This is a genomic window from Streptomyces sp. NPDC017676 (assembly GCF_044329325.1).
Taxonomy (GTDB): Bacteria; Actinomycetota; Actinomycetes; order Streptomycetales; family Streptomycetaceae; genus Streptomyces.
The window spans coordinates 76,581-100,049 of sequence record NZ_JBIRJA010000002.1 but is presented as its reverse complement, the minus strand read 5'-3'; the positions used below and the strand labels follow the sequence as shown (position 1 = coordinate 100,049).

The 23,469-nt window shown below is 72.4% G+C and carries 21 protein-coding genes and 1 riboswitch; of the genes, 6 read left to right on the top strand and 15 right to left on the bottom strand.

The window, feature by feature from the left end:
* The 3 genes from ACH4LD_RS04840 to ACH4LD_RS04830 form a co-directional block, all read right to left on the bottom strand.
* Entirely contained in the window at window positions 1-297 is a 297-nt protein-coding gene (locus ACH4LD_RS04840) for a DUF4193 domain-containing protein (RefSeq protein WP_003997302.1), read from the bottom strand.
* 393 nt (window positions 298-690) lie between these two features.
* Window positions 691-1,947, bottom strand: coding sequence for a HAMP domain-containing sensor histidine kinase (locus ACH4LD_RS04835; RefSeq protein WP_132783316.1), 1,257 nt, complete (start codon window positions 1,945-1,947; stop codon window positions 691-693).
* 5 nt (window positions 1,948-1,952) lie between these two features.
* Window positions 1,953-2,606: a response regulator transcription factor gene (locus tag ACH4LD_RS04830; RefSeq protein ID WP_003993508.1), complete on the bottom strand. Its 654-nt coding sequence runs from the start codon at window positions 2,604-2,606 to the stop codon at window positions 1,953-1,955.
* Between the two features lie 412 nt (window positions 2,607-3,018).
* Here ACH4LD_RS04830 and ACH4LD_RS04825 point away from each other — a divergent pair, with 412 nt between their 5' ends.
* A complete protein-coding gene (locus ACH4LD_RS04825; protein WP_023546087.1) occupies window positions 3,019-3,192 on the top strand; it encodes a hypothetical protein in 174 nt (57 codons plus the stop codon).
* Between the two features lie 73 nt (window positions 3,193-3,265).
* Here the strand turns inward: ACH4LD_RS04825 and ACH4LD_RS04820 are convergent, their stop codons facing one another.
* Window positions 3,266-4,081: an inositol monophosphatase family protein gene (locus ACH4LD_RS04820; protein WP_398054510.1), complete on the bottom strand. Its 816-nt coding sequence runs from the start codon at window positions 4,079-4,081 to the stop codon at window positions 3,266-3,268.
* An 8-nt stretch (window positions 4,082-4,089) separates the two neighbouring features.
* Window positions 4,090-5,217, bottom strand: a complete 1,128-nt coding sequence (locus ACH4LD_RS04815; protein WP_398054511.1) for a ferrochelatase — start codon at window positions 5,215-5,217, stop codon at window positions 4,090-4,092.
* 172 nt (window positions 5,218-5,389) lie between these two features.
* Here ACH4LD_RS04815 and ACH4LD_RS04810 point away from each other — a divergent pair, with 172 nt between their 5' ends.
* Both ACH4LD_RS04810 and ACH4LD_RS04805 read left to right on the top strand, forming a co-directional pair.
* Entirely contained in the window at window positions 5,390-6,628 is a 1,239-nt protein-coding gene (locus tag ACH4LD_RS04810; RefSeq protein WP_398054512.1) for an MFS transporter, read from the top strand.
* On the top strand, window positions 6,588-7,907 hold the full coding sequence (locus ACH4LD_RS04805) for a D-arabinono-1,4-lactone oxidase (protein WP_398054513.1): 1,320 nt from the start codon (window positions 6,588-6,590) through the stop codon (window positions 7,905-7,907). The genes ACH4LD_RS04810 and ACH4LD_RS04805 overlap by 41 nt, the downstream gene beginning before the upstream one ends.
* Here ACH4LD_RS04805 and ACH4LD_RS04800 read toward each other — a convergent pair.
* Entirely contained in the window at window positions 7,831-8,610 is a 780-nt protein-coding gene (locus ACH4LD_RS04800; protein WP_398054514.1) for a hypothetical protein, read from the bottom strand. The genes ACH4LD_RS04805 and ACH4LD_RS04800 overlap by 77 nt on opposite strands.
* A 500-nt stretch (window positions 8,611-9,110) precedes the next feature.
* On the opposite strand from ACH4LD_RS04800, the gene sepH reads away from it, so the two are divergent.
* Window positions 9,111-10,151: a septation protein SepH gene (sepH, locus tag ACH4LD_RS04795; protein ID WP_398054515.1), complete on the top strand. Its 1,041-nt coding sequence runs from the start codon at window positions 9,111-9,113 to the stop codon at window positions 10,149-10,151.
* Between the two features lie 57 nt (window positions 10,152-10,208).
* Here the strand turns inward: sepH and ACH4LD_RS04790 are convergent, their stop codons facing one another.
* On the bottom strand, window positions 10,209-11,060 hold the full coding sequence (locus ACH4LD_RS04790; protein ID WP_398054516.1) for a sulfurtransferase: 852 nt from the start codon (window positions 11,058-11,060) through the stop codon (window positions 10,209-10,211).
* A gap of 238 nt (window positions 11,061-11,298) precedes the next feature.
* On the opposite strand from ACH4LD_RS04790, the gene ACH4LD_RS04785 reads away from it, so the two are divergent.
* Window positions 11,299-12,090, top strand: coding sequence for a VOC family protein (locus ACH4LD_RS04785; RefSeq protein WP_398054517.1), 792 nt, complete (start codon window positions 11,299-11,301; stop codon window positions 12,088-12,090).
* A gap of 4 nt (window positions 12,091-12,094) precedes the next feature.
* Here ACH4LD_RS04785 and ACH4LD_RS04780 read toward each other — a convergent pair whose 3' ends face one another.
* The 4 genes from ACH4LD_RS04780 to ACH4LD_RS04765 form a co-directional block, all read right to left on the bottom strand.
* Entirely contained in the window at window positions 12,095-12,754 is a 660-nt protein-coding gene (locus ACH4LD_RS04780; protein ID WP_398054518.1) for a thymidine kinase, read from the bottom strand.
* Window positions 12,755-12,800: 46 nt separating this feature from the next.
* Window positions 12,801-13,997, bottom strand: a complete 1,197-nt coding sequence (locus ACH4LD_RS04775; protein WP_398054519.1) for an alkaline phosphatase family protein — start codon at window positions 13,995-13,997, stop codon at window positions 12,801-12,803.
* Entirely contained in the window at window positions 13,997-14,593 is a 597-nt protein-coding gene (locus ACH4LD_RS04770; protein ID WP_030647492.1) for a DUF5998 family protein, read from the bottom strand. Before ACH4LD_RS04770 ends, ACH4LD_RS04775 begins: the two co-directional genes overlap by 1 nt.
* A 425-nt stretch (window positions 14,594-15,018) precedes the next feature.
* On the bottom strand, window positions 15,019-17,829 hold the full coding sequence (locus ACH4LD_RS04765) for a GNAT family N-acetyltransferase (RefSeq protein WP_398054520.1): 2,811 nt from the start codon (window positions 17,827-17,829) through the stop codon (window positions 15,019-15,021).
* A gap of 176 nt (window positions 17,830-18,005) precedes the next feature.
* Between ACH4LD_RS04765 and ACH4LD_RS04760 the strand changes: the two genes are divergently transcribed.
* Complete coding sequence (locus ACH4LD_RS04760) at window positions 18,006-18,287, top strand: HPr family phosphocarrier protein (RefSeq protein WP_014675499.1); 282 nt, start codon at window positions 18,006-18,008, stop codon at window positions 18,285-18,287.
* Between the two features lie 204 nt (window positions 18,288-18,491).
* On the opposite strand, the gene ACH4LD_RS04755 is transcribed toward ACH4LD_RS04760, so the two are convergent.
* The 4 genes from ACH4LD_RS04755 to ACH4LD_RS04740 all read right to left on the bottom strand — a co-directional run bounded on the left by ACH4LD_RS04755 (window position 18,492) and on the right by ACH4LD_RS04740 (window position 23,331).
* Window positions 18,492-19,178 (bottom strand): GntR family transcriptional regulator, encoded by a 687-nt coding sequence (locus ACH4LD_RS04755; RefSeq protein WP_398054521.1) that lies wholly within the window; start codon window positions 19,176-19,178, stop codon window positions 18,492-18,494.
* 198 nt (window positions 19,179-19,376) lie between these two features.
* Window positions 19,377-20,132, bottom strand: coding sequence for a M23 family metallopeptidase (locus tag ACH4LD_RS04750; RefSeq protein ID WP_398054522.1), 756 nt, complete (start codon window positions 20,130-20,132; stop codon window positions 19,377-19,379).
* Between the two features lie 12 nt (window positions 20,133-20,144).
* Window positions 20,145-20,306, bottom strand: a riboswitch (cyclic di-AMP (ydaO/yuaA leader).
* A gap of 236 nt (window positions 20,307-20,542) precedes the next feature.
* A complete protein-coding gene (locus ACH4LD_RS04745) occupies window positions 20,543-21,931 on the bottom strand; it encodes a M16 family metallopeptidase (protein ID WP_398054523.1) in 1,389 nt (462 codons plus the stop codon).
* Complete coding sequence (locus ACH4LD_RS04740) at window positions 21,928-23,331, bottom strand: M16 family metallopeptidase (protein ID WP_398054524.1); 1,404 nt, start codon at window positions 23,329-23,331, stop codon at window positions 21,928-21,930. Before ACH4LD_RS04740 ends, ACH4LD_RS04745 begins: the two co-directional genes overlap by 4 nt.
* Between the last annotated feature and the right edge of the window lie 138 nt (window positions 23,332-23,469).

The following is a 23,469-nucleotide window of genomic DNA, read 5'->3' as shown; positions in this document are numbered from 1 at the left end:
TCAGTCGCAGTCGCGGCAGATCGGCTGGCCGTTCTTCTCCCTGGCCAGCTGGCTGCGGTGGTGCACCAGGAAGCAGCTCATGCAGGTGAACTCGTCCTGCTGCTTCGGCAGCACCCGGACGGCCAGCTCCTCGTTCGAGAGGTCGGCTCCGGGCAGTTCGAGACCCTCGGCGGCCTCGAACTCGTCGACGTCCACCGACGAGGTGGACTTGTCGTTCCGCCGGGCCTTCAGCTCTTCAAGGCTGTCCGAGTCGACGTCGTCGTCGGTCTTGCGTGGAGTGTCGTAATCGGTTGCCATATCGCTCTCCCCCTCTGGGTGTCTGCGGTGTCTCCAGCGCACGTAACGCGTGAGAGGCCGGACTTGTGCCCGACCTGAGGCGGAGATTTTGCCTCACATCAAGGTCTGTTACTCAATCGACACCCAACCCGACCCCTCAAGAGTGATCGGCTTGGATGGCGGTGAGGACCGTACACGGTTTGAATGCCGCACCTCAAAGGCGCCTCACCGTGTACTTCCCGTGATCAAGAGCCCTGAAAACCCGGACTTTCCCGGCTTTCCACCTTCTGTCATGATCACCGTGCGTACATGGCCGGAAATCCGCCCATGTGATCGATCACACAGGAAGAACCATGTACAGCGGTCCAAAAATTCCGCGCAAAGCGAACATCCCCCGCGTGTGTCGGTCTCTGGTCACAACGGCAGGGTGACGCGCATCACCAGACCGCCGCCCTCCCGGGGCTGGGCCAGAATGTGACCGCCGTGCGCGCGGGCCACGGACCGGACGATGGACAGGCCGAGGCCCACCCCCTTGTCACTGCCCGTCCGCTCGGTACGCAACCGCCGGAAGGGCTCGAAGAGGTTGTCGATCTCGTACGCCGGCACGACCGGCCCGGTGTTCGTGACGGTCAGCACCGCCTGCCCGTGCTGGATCTCGGTGTCCACCTCGACCCAGCCGTCCTCCGGCACGTTGTACCGCACGGCGTTCTGTACGAGGTTCAGCGCGATGCGCTCCAGCAGCACGCCGTTGCCCTGCACCACGGCGGGCTTGCGCTCGCCGCGGATCTTCACGCCCTTGGCCTCGGCCTCGGCGTGCACCTGGTCGACGGCCTGGGTGGCGACCTCGGCCAGGTCGACGGGCTTGCGCTCGACGATCTGGTTGTCACTGCGGGCGAGCAGCAGCAGCCCCTCGACCAGCTGTTCGCTGCGCTCGTTGGTGGCGAGCAGGGTCTTGCCCAGCTGCTGGAGCTCCATCGGCGCGTTCGGGTCCGACAGGTGCACTTCGAGGAGGGTGCGGTTGATCGCGAGCGGGGTGCGCAGCTCGTGCGAGGCGTTGCCCACGAAGCGCTGCTGGGCGGTGAAGGCCCGCTCCAGCCGCTCCAGCATGTCGTCGAAGGTGTCGGCCAGCTCCTTCAGTTCGTCGTCCGGGCCGTCCAGCTCGATCCGGCGGGAGAGGTCCGAGCCGGCGACCTGGCGGGCGGTACGGGTGATGCGGCCGAGCGGGGAGAGCACACGGCCGGCCATCGCGTAGCCGAACGCGAAGGCGATCACGGCGAGGCCCAGCAGTGCCAGCAGGGAGCGGCTGAGCAGGTTGTCCAGGGCCGCCTGGCGCTGCTGGTCCACGCAGTGGGCGATGGCCTCGTTGAAGTCCGACAGCGGCACCGGGCCGGAGTTGATCGCGGTGACCGCGGGGCAGTTGTCGCTGGTGACCTTGATCGCCGAACCGCTGACGATCTTGAACAGCGGCTGGTTGCCGGTGCTGATCGCCTGTGCGGCCAGCAGGTAGATGATCGACAGCAGCAGGATGCCGGCGATCAGGAACATGCCGCCGTAGAGCAGGGTCAGCCGTATGCGGATGGTCGGGCGCAGCCACGGGAAGGGCGGCTGCGGCCTCCTGGGGTCCCAGGTCGGCTTGGGGGGCGCCTGGGGCGGCGCGGGTGTCGTGGCCACGGGGATCAGATCCGGTAGCCGGAGCCGGGGACGGTGACGATGACGGGCGGCTCGCCCAGCTTGCGGCGCAGGGTCATCACCGTCACGCGCACCACGTTGGTGAACGGGTCGGTGTTCTCGTCCCAGGCCTTCTCCAGCAGCTGCTCCGCCGAGACGACCGCGCCCTCGCTGCGCATCAGCACCTCCAGCACCGCGAACTCCTTGGGCGCGAGCTGGACCTCCTTGCCGTCGCGGAAGACCTCGCGGCGGTTGGGGTCGAGCTTGATGCCGGCGCGCTCCAGGACCGGCGGCAGCGGCACGCTGGTCCGGCGGCCGAGGGCGCGCACGCGCGCGATCAGCTCGCTGAACGCGAACGGCTTGGGCAGATAGTCGTCGGCGCCGATCTCCAGGCCCTCGACGCGGTCGCTGACGTCACCGGAGGCGGTGAGCATGAGCACGCGCGTGGGCATGCCCAGCTCGACGATCTTGCGGCAGACGTCGTCGCCGTGGACGAGCGGGAGGTCGCGGTCGAGGACGACCACGTCGTAGTCGTTGACGCCGATGCGCTCCAGGGCGGCCGCACCGTCGTACACGACGTCGACGGCCATGGCCTCCCGGCGCAGTCCGGTGGCCACCGCATCGGCGAGCAGCTGCTCGTCCTCGACGACGAGTACGCGCACGTCGCTTGTCCTTCCTGTGTCCACCCGCGAGGACGCGCCGTGGGCGCGTGCGGGCAGGGGTGTCCGTGGATGTGACCCCCATCCTGCCCTTTTCGGCCATAAGTCGGCTGTAAGGCGGTGTCCGGACCGCAGAGACCGGGGTCCGCGGGCGGGAATACGAGAATTTCTGCTCCGGTTGAGGTTTCCGCGGAGGGGAGCGGGGGGAGGACGGCTTTACACCCCGCGATCACGCTCTGCATGTGCCGCAGCACCATGCGGTACTTCTGCCTCCGCTTGGCAGAGCGGGCGTGGGTGTCCGGCACCGTCGCCGCCCGGCCGGGCAGCGCTGGGCACCTGCGAGAGACGTGATCGCCCCTTCCCTACGGCACACCCCCGTGCCACCGACCCACGACCCTGGACGAGGGGGCGCAGCATGGACGCTTTCACCGCAGGACTTCTGCAGCGCATAAGGGCGACCGAGTCCGACCTGTCGCGGGCTCGTGACGAGGGCGACGACTTCCTCGTCGAGGTGGAGCAGGCAGAGCTCGACGACCTGCGACGCCTCGCCGCCGAACACGGTGTGGAGGTCGGCGCGTCACGCGTCTGATCGGCCCGAAGCGCAAGAGGGGACCCCGGCGAATCCAGCGCCGGGGTCCCTTTGCGTGCCCGCTCGCCCGGGGTCAGTCGTGCCAGGCGCCGAAGTCCTCCAGCAGCCGCTGGAGGGGCTCGAAGACACCCGGCGACCCGGCCACGGTCAGATCCGGTGACGGCCGCTCACCGGGCCGTCCACCGGTCAGCGCACCGGCCTCCCGTGCGATCAGGTCCCCCGCCGCGAAGTCCCACGCGTGCAGTCCCCGCTCGTAGTACCCGTCGAGCCGGCCGCAGGCCACGTCGCACAGGTCGATCGCCGCCGAACCGCCGCGCCGTATGTCCCGCAGCACGGGGAGCAGCCGGGCGGCGATCCCGGCCTGGTGGGCGCGGACCTCGGTGACGTAGTTGAAGCCGGTGGAGACCAGGGCCTGGTCGAGCGGGGGCGCGGGGCGGCAGGCGAGCGCTCGCTCGCCCTGCCACGCGCCCGTGGCCCAGGCGCCGCCGCCGCGCACCGCGTGGTACGTCTCGCCGCGCATCGGTGCCGCGACGACCCCGACCACTGTCTCGCCGTCCTGCTCGGCGGCGATGGACACCGCCCAGGTCGGCAGGCCGTACAGGTAGTTGACGGTGCCGTCCAGCGGGTCGATCACCCAGCGGATGCCGCTCGTGCCGTCGACGGAGGCTCCCTCCTCGCCGAGGAAGCCGTCGTCGGGGCGTTGCCCGGAGATCAGGTCGGTGATCAGCTTCTCCGCCGCGATGTCCATCTCGGTGACGACGTCGATGGGGCTGGACTTGGTCTTCGCCACGGCCAGGTCGGCGGGGCGGCCGTCGCGCAGCAGTTCGCCGGCGCGGCGGGCGGCCTCCTGGGCCAGTTCGAGCAGGTCCCGGTGCAGGGCGTCGGTCACGGGTCTCCTCACGCGTAGGGGCTGTCGGCGCCCGCGGCGGCGGGGCGCGGGGCGCGGGCCGGGCAGCAGCCGACCGGGCAGAGGTGGTGGCTGGGGCCGAGCGCGCCCAGGGCGCAGGGGGTGACCTCCTGGCCGCGCTCCACGGCGGCCCGCTCCAGGACCAGCTCGCGGACGGCCGCGGCGAACCGCGGGTCGGCGCCCACGGTGGCCGAGCGGCGCACCGGCAGGCCCAGTTCCCCGGCCTTGGCCGTCGCCTCGGTGTCGAGGTCGTAGAGGACCTCCATGTGGTCGGAGACGAAGCCGATGGGGGCCATGACGACGGCCGGGACACCGGCGGCGTGCCGCTCCTCCAGGTGGTCGCAGATGTCCGGCTCCAGCCAGGGGATGTGCGGGGCTCCGGAGCGGGACTGGTAGACGAGCCGCCAGGGGTGGTCGACGCCGGTGCGCTCGCGGACGGCGTCGGCGATCAGCTGGGCCACGTCCAGGTGCTGCTCGACGTAGGCGCCGCCCTCGCCGTGGGCCTCGACGGGGCCGGAGGTGTCGGCGGCGGAGGTGGGGATGGAGTGGGTGGTGAAGGCGATGTGGGCGCCCGCGCGGACGTCCTCGGGGAGGTCGGCGAGGGCGCGCAGCACGCCGTCGGTCATGGGTTCGACGAAGCCGGGGTGGTTGAAGTAGTGCCGCAGCTTGTCGATCCTCGGCAGCTCCAGGCCCTCGGCCTCCAGGGCGGCCAGCGCGTCGGCGAGGTTCTCCCGGTACTGGCGGCAGCCCGAGTAGGAGGCGTAGGCGCTGGTGGCGAGGACCAGGATGCGGCGGCGGCCGTCGGCGACCATCTCGCGCAGGGTGTCCGTCAGGTACGGCGCCCAGTTACGGTTGCCCCAGTAGACCGGCAGCTCCAGGCCGTGGTCGGCGAAGTCCTTGCGCAGCGCGTCCAGCAGGGCGCGGTTCTGGGCGTTGATGGGGCTGACCCCGCCGAACAGGAAGTAGTGCTGCCCGACCTCCTTGAGGCGTTCCTTGGGGATGCCGCGCCCGCGCGTGACGTTCTCCAGGAACGGGACCACGTCGTCCGGGCCTTCGGGGCCGCCGAAGGAGAGCAGGAGCAGGGCGTCGTACGGGGTGGGATCGAGCGCGTCTGGCATGAGTCGATCCTGCCACCCGGCACCGACAGCGGGGAAACAGCGGGGTGAAGAGTCGGCTTCCAGTCTGTTTAGACAGATTTGTCCGGGTGTCAAACCGAGTGCGATTAGGGTCGCCTAACTCGTAAGCTGTATCAGCCGCATTCGCGCCTTACTGAGCCGCTTCGGAGACCACGTGCCCAGCCCCTACAGAGCCCTGTTCGCCGAGCCCGGCACCAAGGCCTTCTCCGCCGCCGGGTTCCTCGGGCGGATGCCGCTGTCGATGATGGGCATCGGCGTCGTCACGATGGTCTCCCAGCTCACCGGGCGCTACGGCCTCGCGGGCGCCCTGTCGGCCGCCATCGCGCTGTCCGCCGCCGCGATCGGCCCGCAGATCTCCCGGCTGGTGGACCGGCACGGGCAGCGCCGGGTGCTGCGCCCCGCGACCCTGGTGGCCCTGCTCGCGGCCGCCGGGCTGCTGCTCGCCGCGCACTTCCGGTGGCCGGACTGGGTGCTGTTCGTCTGTGCGGCCGGGATCGGCTCGGTGCCGAGTCTGGGCGCCATGATCCGGGCCCGCTGGGCCGCGCTGTACCGGGGCACCCCGAAGCTGCACACCGCCTACTCGTTCGAGTCGGTCGTCGACGAGGTGTGCTTCATCTTCGGGCCGATCATCTCCATCGGCCTGTCCACGGCCTGGTTCCCGGAGGCCGGCCCGCTGCTCGCCGCCTGCTTCCTGCTGGCCGGCGTCCTGTGGCTCACCTCCCAGCGCGCCACCGAGCCGGAACCGCATCCGCGCGAGCGGCGGGGCGGCGGCAGCGCCCTGCGCGCGCCGGGGCTCCAGGTGCTGGTGGCGACCTTCGCGGCGACCGGCGCGATCTTCGGAGCGGTGGACGTGGTCACCGTCGCCTTCGCCGACGAGCGCGGCCACAAGGGCGCCGCGAGCCTGGTCCTGGCGTTGTACGCGGCCGGTTCGTGCGTCGCGGGCGTGGTCTTCGGACTGCTGCGCCTCAGCGGTGCGCCGGAACGTCGCTGGTTGCTGGGCGTGGCGGCGATGGCCGTGAGTATGATCCCCCTCCTACTGGTCGGAAACTTGCCGCTTCTGGCCGTGGCGCTGTTCGTTGCGGGGCTGTCCATCGCGCCGACGATGATCACGACGATGTCCCTCATCGAAGAGCACGTACCGCGCGCGCAGCTCACCGAGGGCATGACCTGGGTGAGCACCGGCCTCGCCGTCGGCATCGCGGCCGGCTCCTCCGTGGCCGGCTGGGTGATCGACGCGGCCGGGGCACGGGCCGGGTACGGGGTTCCGGCCGTGTCCGGGGCCGTCGCGGTCGCGGTCGGTTTCCTCGGGTACCGCCGGCTGCGCAGGCCGGCCGCGGGTCGGGGAGGCACCGTTGAGCAGCACAGCGAGCGGGAAGAACGGCACGTGGCGTAACTGGGGCGGCAATGTCTCCGCCCGGCCCGCCCGGCAGGTCGCGCCGGCCTCCGTGGAGGAGCTGGCCGGTGCGGTGCGCCGGGCCCGGGAGGACGGCCTGAAGGTGAAGGCGGTCGGCACCGGGCACTCCTTCACCTCGATCGCCGCCACCGACGGTGTGTTGATACGCCCTCAACTGTTGACCGGTATACGCACCATCGACCGGGCGTCCATGACGGTCACGGTGGAGGCGGGCACCCCGCTCAAGAGGCTCAACGCCGCTCTCGCACGCGAGGGCCTCTCGCTCACCAACATGGGCGACATCATGGAGCAGACCGTGTCCGGGGCCACCAGCACCGGCACGCACGGCACCGGCCGCACGTCGGGCTCCATCGCCGCCCAGATCAAGGCGCTGGAGCTGGTCACGGCCGACGGCTCCGTGCTCACCTGTTCCGAGAAGGAGAACGCGGAGGTCTTCGCGGCGGCCCGCGTCGGCCTCGGCGCCCTGGGCGTCGTCACCGCGATCACCTTCGCCGTGGAGCCGCTCTTCCTGCTCACCGCGCGCGAGGAACCCATGTCCTTCGAGCGGGTCCTCGCCGAGTTCGATCAGCTGTGGGCCGAGAACGAACACTTCGAGTTCTACTGGTTCCCGCACACGGGCAACACCAACACCAAGCGGAACAACCGCAGCGCCGGCCCCGAGCAGCCGGTGGGGCGGCTCGCGGGCTGGTTCGAGGACGAGTTCCTCTCCAACGGCGTCTTCCAGGTGGCCCAGTGGGTCGGCCGCACGGTCCCGGCGACCGTTCCGGCGATCGCGCAGGTCTCCAGCAGGGCCCTGTCCGCGCGGACGTACACGGACATCCCTTACAAGGTCTTCACCTCACCGCGCCGGGTGCGCTTCGTGGAGATGGAGTACGCCGTCCCGCGCGCGGCCCTGGGCGAGACGCTGCGCGAGCTGAAGGCCATGGTGGACCGTTCAGGGCTGCGCGTCAGCTTCCCGGTCGAGGTGCGCACCGCCCCGGCCGACGACATCACCCTGTCCACCGCCTCCGGCCGGGACAGCGCCTACATCGCCGTGCACCTGTTCCGGGGCACGCCGTACCAGGCGTACTTCACGGCCGCCGAGCGGATCTTCACCGCGCACGAGGGGCGTCCGCACTGGGGCAAGGTGCACACGCGGGACGCGGAGTACTTCTCCCGGGTGTACCCGCGCTTCGGCGAGTTCACGGCGCTGCGGGACCGTCTGGACCCGGACCGGCTGTTCCAGAACGACTATCTGCGGAGGGTTCTGGGGGCGTAGGCGTCGTGGCGGACGCGCCGGGGGCACTGGGCGTGGGGACCGGGGTGGCCGGCTCGCCGCTCGGTTCCCCGCTCCGCCCGGAGTCCGGCTGCCCGGTCGGCCGGCCGCTCGGTGAGCCGCCGGGCGCCGGGGGCGCACTGTGGCTCGTGCCGTCACCGGTCGAGGGCGTGCGTTCCGGAGACGTGGTGCCCGAAGGGGCGGGTGTCCGGTCGGACGTGGCACCGGAGGAGCCCCGGCCGGTGACGGCGTCGCTGACCGTCGTACCCGTACCGCCGCTGAAGCTGTTCCCGGAGACCAGCTCGTACGCCGTGATGCCGGCCAGCGTGACCCCGAAGACCAGGGCGGCGGCGACCAGCGGGCGGCGCCGGCTCCCGGCCCGCGCGCGGTAGACGGTGCCCTCGGTGAACTCGCCCGGCGGCGGGGACGCCCGCCGTCCCCGTGGCCGCGCTTCCCGCTTCTGTGGCGGCCGGGCCGCCACCGCGGTCTTCTCCCGCAGCTGCTCCCCGGTCCGCTTGAAGAAGTGCTGGAAGACCGAGCCGCCACAGGTGGCGACGACACTGACGACGCCGGCGCCGACGATCGTGCCGTACACCCCGAAGTACGAAGCCAGTTTGGCCGCCACCACCGCCGCGAGGGCGCTGCCCGCGACCTGGGGGACGCTCAGGTCGATCCGCTTCCGACCCGTATCGGGCGTCTCACGCATACCCGGAACTTGCCTGCCTTTCCCGCACCTCATGGAGCACTTGCCGCAGTTGCCGACATTGGTCGGCCGACTGCACGAGAAGGGGACGTACGGACGAAACCATTAGTTCCGTTTCTGGCGATTGCGTGAAGTTCGCCACGTTCATGATCCACAAAACCGGTTGCGGACGGCCAAGTCGCACCCCTTGCCAGAAGTTGGGCGGCGCGCCAATCCACGCACGTGGTCCAAATGGAGTACTGTTGCGAGCCCTGGGTCCGGTCTCCCACCAGGGTGCCCACGACCTTGCAGGATCGCCGGGAGGGGGCTAGTTGCACAGGGTGACGGAGTTGGTCACTTAGCGTTGCGAACAGGTAACCGTGCCATAACGGCGGTCCCGGGCCCGTGCCCGACACGCCGGGCAACTCGGCAAGGTTGTGGCAGGCTGCACCCGGGCAGGCCACACTCGACTAGCGGAAGCAGCGACGCACGTGACGTCGGCAGGCACCACCCGGGAGGTCCCCATGCCCGAACTGCGTGTCGTGGCCGTCTCGAATGACGGCACACGGCTGGTGCTGAAGGCTGCCGACTCTACGGAGTACACGCTTCCGATCGACGAACGGCTCCGCGCCGCCGTCCGCGGCGACCGGCCCCGCCTCGGCCAGATCGAGATCGAGGTCGAGAGCCATCTGCGCCCGCGCGACATCCAGGCGCGGATACGAGCCGGTGCCACGGCGGAAGAGGTCGCGCAGCTCGCCGGCATCCCCGTCGACCGGGTACGGCGCTTCGAGGGGCCGGTACTGGCCGAGCGCGCCTTCATGGCCGAGCGGGCCCGCAAGACCCCGGTCCGCCGCCCCGGCGAGAACTCCGGCCCGCTGCTCGGCGAGGCCGTGCAGGAACGGCTGCTGCTGCGCGGCGCCGAGAAGGACACCGTGCAGTGGGACTCCTGGCGCCGCGACGACGGCACCTGGGAGGTCCTCCTCGTCTACCGGGTCGCGGGCGAACCGCACTCGGCGAGCTGGACGTACGACCCGCCGCGGCGGCTCGTCCAGGCCGTCGACGACGAGGCGCGCTCGCTGATCGGCGAGTCCGACGACCTGGCCGTACCGGAGCCGAGTTTCCCGTTCGTCCCGAGGATCGCCCGGCTGCCGCGCGAGCGCACCATGGACCGCGCTCTCGACCGGGGCGACCGCGAGCGGCCCAGCCTGCCCGCGCAGTCGTCGGAGCCGGCCGAGGAGAGCACGGGCGAACGCGACTCGCTGACCAGCCTGCTGGAGGCCGTGCCGAGCTTCCGGGGCGACCTGGTGGTCCCGGAACGCCCGTCGGAACCCTCCGAGGACACCGAGGAGGAGTCCGCCGCGGAGGAGCCGCCCGCACCCGCCGCGTCCGCCGGCTCCGCCTACGCGGACGTCCTGATGCCGCGCTCCGTGGGCAGCCACCGCGACCGGCTCATCGGCGCGACCGACCGCCAGGCCGAGGCCGACGGCGTCCGCCCCGGCCGCCGCGCCGCCGTACCGAGCTGGGACGAGATCGTGTTCGGCACGCGCCGCAAGAAGCAGGAGTAGCACGGTCCTACCGCCGGACGAGGGGCACGCGCGCGTGCCCCTCTTCCGGCTGCCCGGTCACTGCGGATCCGCTCCCACCGCCACCGGCCGGGACGGGTCCGCTGACCACTCGGACCAGGAACCGACGTACAGGGCCGCCGGAATGCCCGCCACCGCCAGTGCGAGCACCTCGTGGGCGGCGGAGACGCCCGAACCGCAGTACACGCCCACCTCGGTGTCCTCGGACACCCCCAGGGCCTTGAAGCGGTCCCTCAGTTCCGCCGCGGGCAGGAAGCGGCCGTCCGGGCCCACGTTCTCCGCCGTCGGCGCCGACACCGCGCCCGGGATGTGCCCGCCGACCCGGTCGATCGGCTCCACCTCACCGCGGTACCGCTCCCCCGCGCGCGCGTCCAGCAGCACACCCGTGCGGGCGAGGGCCGCGGCCCCGTCCGCGTCCAGCAGCCCCGCTGCGCCCGGCGCCGGCTCGAAGTCACCCTCGGCCGGGGCCGGCGTCCCGGTGGACAGCTCGCCCTCCCAGGACGGCAACCCGCCGTCGAGCACCCGCACGTCCGGGTGACCCGTCCAGCGCAGCAGCCACCACGCGCGCGCGGCCGCCCAGCCCTGCCCGCCGTCGTACACGACGACCGGCCGGCCCGCCGACACGCCCGCGCGGCGCATCGCGGCACCGAACTTGGCCGGGTCGGGCAGCGGATGCCGGCCGTGCGCGCCGGGCGCGGCGGCCAGCTCCCGGTCCAGGTCGACGAAGACCGCGCCGGGGATGTGGCCGGCCGTGTACTCGGCCCGCCCGTCGAAGGCGGGCGCGCCCGCCGCCTTCGCCGTGCTCAGCTGCCAGCGCACGTCCAGCAGCACCGGCGGGTTGCCGCCGGTCAGCTCGTGTGCGAGTTCGGATGCGGTGATGATGGCTGTCATGGCGTCCATCCATACGCCAGGGGTGGCCGCGGCGTCCAGGTCCCGCTACTCTGCTCGGCCGGACACGCTCGATCACCCGACGTACGTGACCGAGCACGCGCTGTACAGCCGACGGACACCCGCCGGCCATCGCCATGAAGCGGCGAAAGACGGCAGATCAGGCATCCTCCCGGAGGTACACCCTTCCGGGGAGCGGAAGCGACACGGCCACCACGAAGGGCCGGGGAGAGAGTGATCGATGACCGAGGAACAGGAGTCGGCCGGTCCGCACGCGCGGCGCGTGCCCGGCACGCCCTGCTGGGTGAGCCTGATGGTGCACGCGCTGGACGCCACCGAGCAGTTCTACGGTGAGCTGTTCGGCTGGGAGTTCCTGCCGGGCCCGCAGCAGCTCGGGCCCTATGTGCGGGCGCTGCTGGACGGGCGGCAGGTCGCCGGCATGGGCCAGCTGCCGCCGGACCGCCGGCTGCCGGTCGCCTGGACGCCGTACTTCGCCTCGGACGACGTGGACCAGACCGTGGACACCGTACGGCTGTGCGGCGGCACGCCGGCCGTCGGGCCGCTGGACGCGGCCGAGGCGGGGCGGATGGCGATCGCCTCCGACCCCTCCGGAGCGGTGTTCGGGATCTGGCAGGGCTCCGCGCACCTCGGCACGTCGATCACCGGCGTACCCGGCACGCCCGTCTGGAACGAACTGGTCACCTACGAGACGGAGAGCGTCGCCAAGTTCTACAAGAGCGTGTTCGGCTACGAGGAGGAGCCGGTGGTCTCCGCCGACCTCGACTATCTGACCCTGCGTCTCGACGGCCGTCCGGTGGCCGGGCTGCACGGCATCGGCCACGGACTGCCCCGGGACCGGGGGCCCTACTGGCGGACGTACTTCGAGGTCGCCGACCTCGCCGAAGCGCTGCGGCAGGTCACCGGCCTGGGCGGCCGGATCCTCAAGCCGGCCCACGACAGCGCGCACGGGCGGCTGGCGACGGTGGCGGACCCGGAGGGCGCCGAGTTCTCCGTGGTCCAGGATCCGCGCTGAGCGCTCAGGGGGTCCCGGCGGACGGGACGGGCAGCACGTCCGGGGACAGCGCCGCCGCGCGGGCCGTCGCCGCGGTCATCCGGCGCCGGTGGTGGCGCCGGCACAGCACCTCGTAGCCGACCTGGCCCCCGGACTGGTTGACGTCGCCGACGACCACCTGGGCGCCCTCGACCACCATCTCGCCGTCTACCGTGCGGGCGTTGTGCGTGGCGCGGGCGCCGCACCAGCACAGCGCCTCCACCTGGAGCACCTCGATCCGGTCGGCCAGCTCCACCAGCCGCTGGGAGCCGGGGAACAGCTTGGAGCGGAAGTCGGTGGTGATGCCGAAGGCGAACACGTCCAGCCCGAGATCGTCCACCACGCGCGCGAGCTGGTCGATCTGCTCGGGGGCGAGGAACTGGGCCTCGTCCGCGATCACATAGTCGGCCCGGCCGCCCCGCGAGAGATGGTCCACGAGATAGACGTACAGGTCCTGGCCGTCCTCGACCTCGACCGCGTCGGTGACCAGGCCCAGCCGCGAGGACAGCTTGCCCTCGCCGGCGCGGTCGTCCCGCGTGAAGATCATGCCGGCCAGTCCGCGCGCGGAGCGGTTGTGCTCGATCTGCAGAGCCAGCGTCGACTTCCCGCAGTCCATCGTTCCGGAGAAGAACACCAGCTCGGGCATGAGGAGTTGAGCACCTTTCGGCGAGTCGCTGAAGACGGGGGACGGTTCAGGAGCGTACTTCGAGCAGCGGGACGAGCTGCTCGGCAGGGGTCATCGAGCCGTGGTTGCCGACCAGCGCCGACTCCTTGGGCTCCCGCTCGGAGGCGATGATCAGGACGTCGTCGTGCGCGGCGGCGACCACGTCCCCGATCCGCGGGTACACGCGCTCGTCGCATGCGCCGGGCGGCCCGAACCAGCCGGCCGCGATCGCCTCGTCCCGCGAGGCCACCCAGAACTGCTCCCCGAGCACCTCGCGCCACACCGTCAGCACGTCGTTCTCGGCGCCTGGCACCGCGTACACGTGCCGGGCCCGGCCCTCGCCGCCGAGCAGGACGACCCCGGCGCGCAGTTCCCAGTCCTCGTCGAAGTCGATGCGGTGCCGCTCGTCGAACGGGATGTCGACCATGCCGTGGTCGGCGGTGACGTAGAGGGCGCTGCGCGGCGGCAGTTGCTCCGCGAGGCGCTGGACGAGCCGGTCGACGTACATCAGCTGGCCGCGCCAGGTGTCGGAGGCGATGCCGTAGCGGTGTCCGGAGCCGTCCAGTTCGGCGTAGTACGTGTACACCAGGGCGCGGTCCGCGGCGGCCAGTTGCTCGGCCGCGAGGTCCATGCGCTCCTCGCCGGTGAGCCGTCCGTGGAAACTGCCGCCGCTGAGCGCCACCTTGGTGAGCGGGGTGTGCTCGAAGGCGGGCGAGGACACCTGGGCGGCGTGCACCCCGGCCTGGTGGGCCAGCTGGAAGACGGTGGGGTACGGCTGCCAGGGGCGCGGTTCGGTGTACGGCTGCCAGCGGAGCTGGTTCATCAGCGCGCCGGTGTCCGGGTTGCGCACGGTGTAGCCGGGCAGGCCGTGGGCGCCGGGCGGCAGGCCGGTGCCGACGGAGGCGAGGGAGGTGGCGGTGGTCGCCGGGTAGCCGGCGGTGAGCGGGCGGCCGGTGCCGCCGCGCGAGCTGCCGAGCAGGGAGGTCAGGAACGGGGCCTCGTCCGGGTGGGCCTTCAGCTGCTCCCAGCCGAGGCCGTCGATCAGGAAGACGCAGACCCGGTCGGCGGGGGTCAGTTCCCCGATCGTGGCGGTCAGGCCGGGCACGCCCATGCCGGCGGCCAGGGTGGGCAGCAGGTCGGCGAGGGAGCCGCTGCCGTACTCGGGCAGCGGCGCGGTGTCGAGGGCGAGGGGTTCCGGGTGGTCCCAGGCGGAGAGCTGGGACATCAGCGCGTGACGTCCGCGGTCGCCTCCGAGATGGCCTGCGCGAAGGCGAGCGCCTGGCGCACCGTCTCCGGGCCGTCCCCGGCCTCGCTGACGCGCAGGCTGAGGTCGTCCGCCGTGGAGCTGCCCGTGTAGCCGTGGTCGGCGTCGCAGTTGGGGTCGCCGCAGGCGGCGGGCTCCAGGTCGATGCGGCTGACCGCGCCCCAGCCGATGGTCAGCACGACCTCGCGGGGCGGCGTGCCCGGCGTGTACTGCTCGGGGTTCGCGACCACCCGGCTCACCACGACCGAGGAGATCCGGTCGAGTTTCACGGACTCGGTGGAGGTGGTGGCGTACGGCGTCGGGGACGTGCTGTCGGCGGCCTGCTCGTCGGTGTGGCTGACGATGAAGCGGTTGCCGGTCAGAACGAGCACCGTGACGTGCCGGCGCACCTCGTTCTGGTCGAACGTGGTCTCCTGGTGGACCAGGTACGACCGGATGGGCTCGCCGCCCACAGCGGCCTCCACCGCCTCGGCCACGAGGGCCGGGTAGTAGCCGCTGCGCTCGATCGCCGCGCGCAGCCCCTGGGTCGTCGTACTGGTCTTGGCCATGGCGTCCATCCTAATCCGTGGGCAAGGGGGGTCCGGGCCAGTCGCGCGGACCGGGGCGGCCTGTGCGCCCGCGCGCGGGGGCCCCGGTACGAATCCCTGCGGGACCTCCGGGCCTTCGGCGGCGACCGGACGGGGAGACGGCCGCCCGGCCCCCGGCGTCCGCATCGAAGGCGACGGCGAGGGGTGCGTCGTCCCCCGGGCCGCCGTCGAGACGTGCCGTCTCCTCGGGCGTGGGCGGACGGGAGACGGAGTCCTGGAAGCTCGGCGGGCAGCAGACCGGGAGCGGGGCGGGGAAGATCGCTTCCGGGCCGCCCTCGTGACGGGTGAGGCCGTACCCGGCGGCCAGGCGCGGCTGCCCCGCGGTGGTCTCCCGGTGCCACCGGCTGCCCCCGGGCAGCTTCCGTCCGGCGATCTCCATGCGCCCCCCGTCCCGCTCAGTAGGCCGGCAGGGTGCGCGGGCCGAGGTCGTCACGGGCGGGCGGCGGCGCGAGCCGTACGGTGGCGCCGAGCACGCCGGCTCCGTGCGGGGCGACGACGACCGGTTCCAGCGTGACCGCGACCACCTCCGGGTGGTCGTCGACCAGCCGCGACACCCGCAGCAGCAGCTCCTCCAGGGCCGGGGTGTCCACCGGGGTGGAGCCGCGCCAGCCGAACAGCAGCGGTGCCGTCCGGATCGACCGCACCAGCGAGGTCGCCTCCCGGTCGGTGACGGGGACCAGCCGGTGGGCCATGTCCCCGAGCAGCTGCGAGGCGGCTCCGGCCAGGCCGAAGGACAGCACGGCCCCGGCCGCCGGGTCGATCACCGCGCGTACGACCGTGTCGACCCCGCGCGGCGCCATGCCCTGCACCACCGGCCGCAGCTCCTCCGGCTGTCCGAACAGCTCGGTCAGTTCGGCGTACGCCCTCAGCAGTTGCTCCTCGTCCGCGAGGTCGAGGCGGACGCCGCCCAGGTCGGCGCGGTGCCTGAGGTGCGGGGCCGTGGCCTTGAGGGCGACCGGGTAACCGAGCGCGCGGGCGGCCTCGACGGCGGCGTCCGGGGTGAGGGCGGGCAGGGCGCGGCGCACGGATATGCCGTACTTGGCGAGCAGTTCGCAGGTCTGCGCGTCGGAGATGGTGAGCCCCTGCCCGCGCGCGAGCAGCTCGCCGATGAGCCGGGCGGCCCCCTTCTCGTCGATGTCGTCGTACTCCGGCACCTTCCCGGGATCGGCCGCGTCCCGCCGCCACTGCCCGTACTTCACGGCTTCGGCGAGGGCGCGGACGGCACGTTCGGCGGCGGGGTAGGCGGGGATGAGGTGGGTGCCTTCCGGCGGGGTGGTCAGCGGGGCGGGGGCCACGGCTCCCTCGGTGCCGGGCGCCCTGTCGACGGCTCCCGGTGCGGTGCTCGCCGCCGCCGACAACGCTTCCGCCAGTCCCCCCAGCTCCACGTGCACCACGAGCACCGGCTTGCCCGGCACCGCCGCCGCGGCCGACCGCAGCGCCTCCGCCAGCTCGGCGTCCCCCGGCGAGCTCTCCCCGATCGCGGGGATCGCCGTGACGACGACGGCGTCGTTCGTGCCGTCGGCCAGCGCGGCGGCGAGCGCCCGGTGGAAGTCCTCGGCCGTCGCCCCGGTCGTCAGGTCGACCGGCCGCGCGGGCCGCAGTCCCTCGGCGAGACACCGGTCGTACGTCAGCACGCCCAGCGACTCGGAGTTGCCGAGGATGGCCACGCGCGGTCCGGCGGGCAGCGGCTGCCGCGCGAGCAGCAGGCCCGCGTCGACCAGCTCGGTGATCGTGTCGACCCGGATCACACCGGCCTGCCGGAGGAGCGCGGAGACGGTCTCGTACGGCAGCCGGGTGGCCCGTACCGCGTGGCCCTGCGGTGCCGTGCCGGTCCCCTGCACCACCACGAGCGGCTTCGCCGCCGCTGTCCGCCGGGCCAGGCGGTTGAACTTGCGGGGGTTGCCGATGGACTCCAGGTACATGAGGACGACGTCGGTCTCGGGGTCGTCGTACCAGTACTGGAGGACGTCGTTGCCGGAGACGTCGGCGCGGTTGCCGGCGGACACGAAGGTGGAGACGCCGGTGACGCCGGTGACGCCTCCGCCGCGCCGGTGCAGCCGGGAGAGCAGGGCGATGCCGATGGCGCCGGACTGGGCGAACATCCCGATGCGGCCCGGCCGGGGCATCTCCGGGGCGAGGGAGGCGTTCAGCCGGACGTCCGGGGCGGTGTTGATGATCCCGAAGGCGTTCGGGCCGATGATCCGCATGCCGTACGCGCGCGCGGCCCGGACGAGGGCCCGCTGCCGTTCGCGTCCCTCGGGCCCGCTCTCGGCGTAGCCGGCGGAGAGCACGACCAGCCCCTGGACGCCGTGTTCCCCGCACTCGGCGACCACGGCGGGCACGTGCGCGGCCGGTACGGCGACGACGGCCAGGTCGACATGCCCGTCGATGTCCCGCACCGAGCGGTGCGCGGGCACCCCGTCGACCTCCTTGAGGTCTTCCGGGAAGGCCTTGTTCACGGCGTACAGGCGGCCGGGGTAGCCGGCGTCGCGGAGGTTGCCGAGGACGCCGCGGCCCACCCCGCCGGGGGCACGGCCGACACCGACGACCGCGACGGAGCCGGGCGCGAGGAGCCTCCGTACGGAACGGGCCTCGGCGCGCTGCTCCCGCGCGCGCTGCACGGCGAGGGAGCGGTCGGTGGGTTCGAGGTCGAACTCCAGGCGGACGACGCCGTCCTCGAAGCTGCGTTTCTGGGTGTAGCCCGCGTCCGTGAACACCTTGATCATCTTGGTGTTGGCGGGCAGCACCTCGGCGGCGAAGCGGCGGATGCCCCGCTCGCGCGCGACGGCCGCGATGTGCTCCAGCAGGGCGGAGGCGACCCCGCGGCCCTGGTGGGCGTCCTGCACCAGGAAGGCGACCTCTGCCTCGTCCGCGGGCGCGGTCGCGGGCATGCCGTCGGTGCCGATGCGGTCATAGCGTACGGTGGCGATGAACTCGCCGCCGATGGTGGCCGCGAGTCCCACCCGGTCCACAAAGTCGTGGTGCGTGAAGCGGTGGACGTCCTTGGCGGAGAGCCGTGGGTACGGCGCGAAGAAGCGGTAGTACTTCGACTCGTCCGAGACCTGCTCGTAGAAACTGACCAGGCGGTCGGCGTCATCAACGGTGATGGGCCTGATGCGCGCGGTGCCACCGTCGCGCAGCACCACGTCCGCCTCCCAGTGGGCGGGGTACTGGTGCCGGTCCTGCCGGTCCGCCGAGGTCTGCATGGGCCCCAGAGTACGGCTCGCGTCGGACAACGTCGCGAGGCAGTCTGTGGAGGACGGGAAGCCGGACCGAGGCCGCGGTCCGGTGCCACACCGGAGGGGACGGACGTCCGCTCCGGACACGCTTCACGATATGGGAAACTGGTCTAGACAACCTGAACACCGAAGGGCAGCAACACATGGCTGAGCGCCGCGTCAACGTCGGCTGGGCCGAGGGCCTCCACGCCCGCCCCGCCTCCATCTTCGTCCGAGCCGCCACGGCCGCAGGCGTCCCGGTGACGATCGCCAAGGCCGGGGGCAACCCCGTCAACGCGGCCTCCATGCTGGCCGTCCTGGGCCTGGGTGCCCAGGGTGGCGAGGAGATCGTCCTCGCCTCCGACGCCGAGGGCGCCGACGCCGCCCTGGACCGTCTGGCCAAGCTGGTCTCCGAGGGCCTGGAAGAGCTGCCCGAGACCGTCTGAGCGACCACCGCACAGAGCGCCGGAGCCGCGTTCGCCTTTCGGGGCGGCGCGGCTTCGCCGTATCCGGACGCACGCGGCCCGGCGTGCCGTGGATTTACCGCCCGCCGGCGCCCGGCGAACTCCGGGGAATTTCGGCACGAGTGAATTCGGGCAGCAGGAAATACGCCGCCCGGAAATACCTCTTCTTTGTATACGGTGCGCTTGTTAATGCCGCGGGCCCGACATGTTTACGGCATGTTGCGAAGTCCTCACCCGCTCCGCGGCGGGAGAAAACCGCAACCGGTGCGCGCCCGTCCCACGCTCGGCGTGCAGGGCCGTGAGCGCCCGCGCGCGCTCCGCGTCGCCGCGCGCCACCGCGTCCACGATGGCACCGTGCTCCGCCCAGGACTCCACCGGGCCGGTCGGTGCCTCCACCGTGTACATCCAGGCGATCTTGTGCCGCAACTGGGTGAGCATCGAGGTCAGCGAGGTGCTGCCGGAGGCCTGGGCGAGCGTCTCGTGGAACCAGCCGCCCAACGAACGCAGGTCCTCGTTGCTGCCCCTGCGGGCCCGCTCCTGGCCCAGCCGGACCAGACCGCGCAGCACCTTCAGATGCGCCTCGGTGCGCCGCTGGGCGGCCCTGGCGGCGCCCAGCGGCTCCAGCAGCGTCCGCATCTCCAGCAGGTCGGCGGCCTCCTGCTCGGTCGGCTCGGCCACGCACGCGCCCGCGTGCCGGCGCGTCACCACGAAGCCCTCGGCCTCCAGGGTGCGCAGGGCCTCGCGCACGGGGACGCGCGAGACGCCGTAGCGGCGGGCCAGGACCTCCTCGGTGAGGCGGCTGCCGCGCTCGTGGACACCCGCGACGATGTCGTCCCGGATGGCCGTGCACACCGAGTGCGCCGGAATACGCATGACCGACCTCCGTCTTAATCCCCGTGAAACGTCGACGATGGACGTGTGTTCCGTGACTCTATTCCAACGAACCGGAATTTCCGACGCCGGGCCCTAATCCATGGCTATTTTTTGGACAGCGGATCCGGCGGACACCGCGGAAAACGGCGAAAGCCCCGGCTCGGTGAGCCGGGGCCTCGGACAGACGTGCGGTCGGTGTCAGACGCGCACGCCGTGCTTGCGGAGGTAGGCGACGGGGTCGACGTCCGAGCCGTACTCGGGGGTCGTGCGCGCCTCGAAGTGGAGGTGCGCGCCGGTGACGTTGCCGGTGGCACCGGACAGGCCGATCTGCTGGCCCGCGACGACCTTCTGCCCCACCGTGACCCCGATGGACGACAGGTGCCCGTACTGGGTGTACATGCCGTCGGCCATGCGGATCACGACCTGGTTGCCGTACGCGCCGCCCCAGCCCGCCGAGACGACCGTGCCGGAACCCACCGCGTGGACGGCCGTGCCGCTGGCCGCGTGGAAGTCGATGCCGGTGTGCGAACCGGAGGACCACAGGGAGCTGCTGGCCTGGTAGGCGGTGGAGACGTAGGAGTGCGCGATCGGGGCGACGAACATGTTCAGCCGCTTGCGCTCGGCCTCGCGGGCGGCCCGGGCCTCGGCGGCGCGGATCTCCTGGGCCCGCTCGGCCGCCGCCTTCACCGCGGCCTCCTCGGCCGCCTTCTGCTCGGCGGCCTCCTGCTGCGCGGCGGCCTGCGCGCCGATCTCGTCGGCGACGTCCTCGGACACGGCGACGACCGGGGTGAGGCCGGTCTGCTCCGTGGAGTTCTCGGCGGCGAGCGCCGGGGAGGCGGCGAGGGTGCCGATCACACCGGTGGTGGTGAGGGCCGCGACGCCGGCCGCCTGAACGGTGGTCCGCTTGACCCGGCCGGGCTTGCGGTGCTTCCCGGTGGCGCACATGAACGCCATGAAGTGGCTGGTCCTTTCCTTCCCTCTCGCCTACCGGGTTAGCTGACGGGTTCGGAGCAGGAAGGTCTCCTACGGGCCCCCTCGCGCATCGCGCGGGCGCCCGATTCACCCCAGGGACGGTGGGTCCCCGGCTCCCCTGGCTCGCGCCGTACGGGGACTCGGCGATGACTGTCCGGTGCCGCGGGTGCGGCGCACTGCCTGACGAACAGCCCGGACGAAGCTACGCAAGCGCGCTGTCAATCCTCAAACGCATCCCGGATTTTGTAGCGCATCCCACAGGGCAGACAGGCAACCTCCGCCCCAAAACGGGCATCTGAGGGACGAGTGGAACAACGAGGGGCCCTGACGACCCGTAGGTCGCCGGGGCCCCACGCGCGCGTGCCGTCATCCGGCCGCCACCACGGTCGCGTCTACTCGGCCGCCACCACGGTCACTTCACCGATGCCCAGCGCCTCCACCGGCGCCTTGATCTGCGAGGCGTCACCGACGAGGACGGTCACCAGGCGGTCCACCGGGAAGGCGTTCACGACGGCCGCGGTGGCCTCCACCGTGCCCGTGGCCGCCAACTGCTGGTACAGCGTCGCCTGGAAGTCGTCGGGCAGGTGCTGCTCGACCTGGTCCGCCAGCGTGCTCGCGACGGCCGCCGCGGTCTCGTACTTCAGCGGCGCCACACCGACCAGGTTCTGCACGGCGACGTCCCGCTCGGCGTCGGTCAGGCCGTCCGCCGCGACCGTGCGCAGCACCTTCCACAGGTCGTCCAGCGCCGGGCCGGTGTTCGGGGTGTCCACGGAGCCGCTGATGGCGAGCATCGCCGCGCCCGTGCCGTCCGGCGCGGACCTGAGGACCTGCCCGAAGGCCCGCACGCCGTAGGTGTAGCCCTTCTCCTCGCGCAGCACGCGGTCAAGGCGGGAGGTGAGGGTGCCGCCGAGGCAGTACGTGCCGAGCACCTGGGCGGGCCACACCCGGTCGTGCCGGTCGGGACCGATCCGGCCGATCAGCAACTGCGTCTGGACCGCGCCGGGCCGGTCCACGATCACCACACGCCCGGTGTCGTCGGCGGTCACCGGCGGCACCGGACGGGGCTCGCCCGGGGTGCCCGTCCAGGCGCCCAGGGTGTCGCCCAGCAGCGCGTCCAGGTCGGTACCGGTCAGGTCGCCGACGACGACCACAGTGGCCGTGGCAGGCCGCACATGGCGGTCGTAGAAGGCGCGGACGGCCGCCTCGTCGATCTTCTCGACCGTCTCCTCGGTGCCCTGACGCGGACGGGACATGCGCGAGGTCGCCGGGAACAGCTCCTTGGAGAGCTCCTTGGCGGCCCGGCGGGAGGGGTTGGCCAGCTCGTGCGGGATCTCGTCCAGGCGGTTGCGGACCAGCCGCTCGACCTCGCTCGCGGCGAAGGCGGGCGCGCGCAGGGCGTCGGCGAGCAGACCGAGGCCCTTGGCCAGGCGGGAGGCCGGGACCTCAAGGCTGAGCCGGACGCCGGGGTGATCGGCGTGCGCGTCGAGGGTGGCGCCCGCGCGCTCCAGTTCGGCGGCGTACTCCTCGGCGGAGTGCTTGTCAGTGCCCTCGGAGAAGGCCCGCGCCATGATCGTGGCGACGCCGTCCAGGCCGGCCGGCTCGGCGTCCAGCGGCGCGTCCAGCAGCACCTCGACGGCGACGACCTGCTGGCCCGGACGGTGGCAGCGCAGCACGGTCAGGCCGTTGTCGAGGGTGCCGCGCTCGGGCGCCGGGAACGCCCACGGCTTGGCCTCGCCGGGCCGCGGCTGGGGGTGGAAGTCCATGGTGGCGAGCTCGGTCACTTGGCCGTCTCCTCGTTCTCGGTCTCTTCGCGGCCCGCCTCTACGGTCGCTTCGTGCTCGGGGTCCTCGGGGACCCCGGCGTCCGGGGCGGCCTCCGGGGACTTCGGCTCGTACACGAGGACCGCGCGGTTGTCGGGGCGCAGGCGTGCCTCGGCGACCTCCTGGACCTCCTCCGGGGTCACCTCCAGGACGCGCTTGACCGCGGTCAGGGCGAGCTGCGGGTCGCCGAACAGGACCGCGTACCGGCACAGTTCGTCGGCGCGGCCGGCGACCGTGCCGAGCCGGTCCAGCCACTCGCGCTCCAGCTGGGCCTGGGCGCGCTCCATCTCCTCGGGCGTGGGGCCCTCCGCGGCGAAGCGGGCCAGCTCCTCGTCGATGGCGGCCTCGATGACCGGCACCTCGACGTCACCGGAGGTCTTCACGTCCAGCCAGCCCATGGACGGCGCGCCGGCCAGGCGCAGCAGGCCGAAGCCGGCCGCGACGGCCGTCCGGTCCCGGCGCACCAGCCGGTTGTACAGGCGGGAGGACTCGCCGCCGCCGAGGATGGTCAGGGCGACGTCGGCCGCGTCGCACGCGCGCGTGCCGTCGTGCGGGAGCCGGTAGGCGGCCATCAGGGCGCGCGCCGGGACCTCCTCCACGACGACCTCGCGCAGCTGCTCGCCGATGACGTCCGGCAGGGAGCCGTCGCGGGGGGCGGGCTTGCCGTCGTGGGACGGGATGGAGCCGAAGTACTTCTCGATCCAGGCGAGGGTCTGCTGGGGGTCGATGTCACCGACCACGGAGAGCACCGCGTTGTTCGGTGCGTAGTAGGTGCGGAAGAACTGGCGGGCGTCCTCCAGGGTGGCCGCGTCCAGGTCCGCCATCGAGCCGATCGGCGTGTGGTGGTACGGGTGGCCCTCCGGGTAGGAGAGCGCGGTCAGCTTCTCGAAGGCGGTGCCGTACGGCACGTTGTCGTAGCGCTGGCGGCGCTCGTTCTTGACGACGTCCCGCTGGTTCTCCATGGACTCGTCGTCCAGGGCGGCCAGCAGCGAGCCCATGCGGTCGGCCTCCAGCCAGAGCGCCAGCTCCAGCTGGTGGGCGGGCATGGTCTCGAAGTAGTTGGTCCGCTCGAAGCTGGTGGTGCCGTTCAGCGAGCCGCCGGCGCCCTGCACCAGCTCGAAGTGGCCGTTGCCCTTGACCTGCGCGGAGCCCTGGAACATCAGGTGCTCGAAAAGGTGAGCCAGGCCGGTACGCCCCTTGACTTCGTGGCGGGAGCCGACGTCGTACCAGAGGCAGACCGCCGCCACCGGGGTCAGGTGGTCCTCGGAGAGCACCACGCGCAGACCGTTGGCCAGGCGGTGCTCGGTCGCTGTCAGGCCCCCGGAGCCTGCCTCGGCTGTGGTCGTGTGACCCATGGGCATGTACGTCCCTTCGCGAGCGGAGGCGGTTGATGGAAACCGCGGTTTTCCTGCCGTTCCTGCCACTGTATGCAAAGCGTGCGGGGCCCCGGCGAAGTTCCCGCGGCACGTACGCCCAGAGCGGATATCGCCACCCTGCCG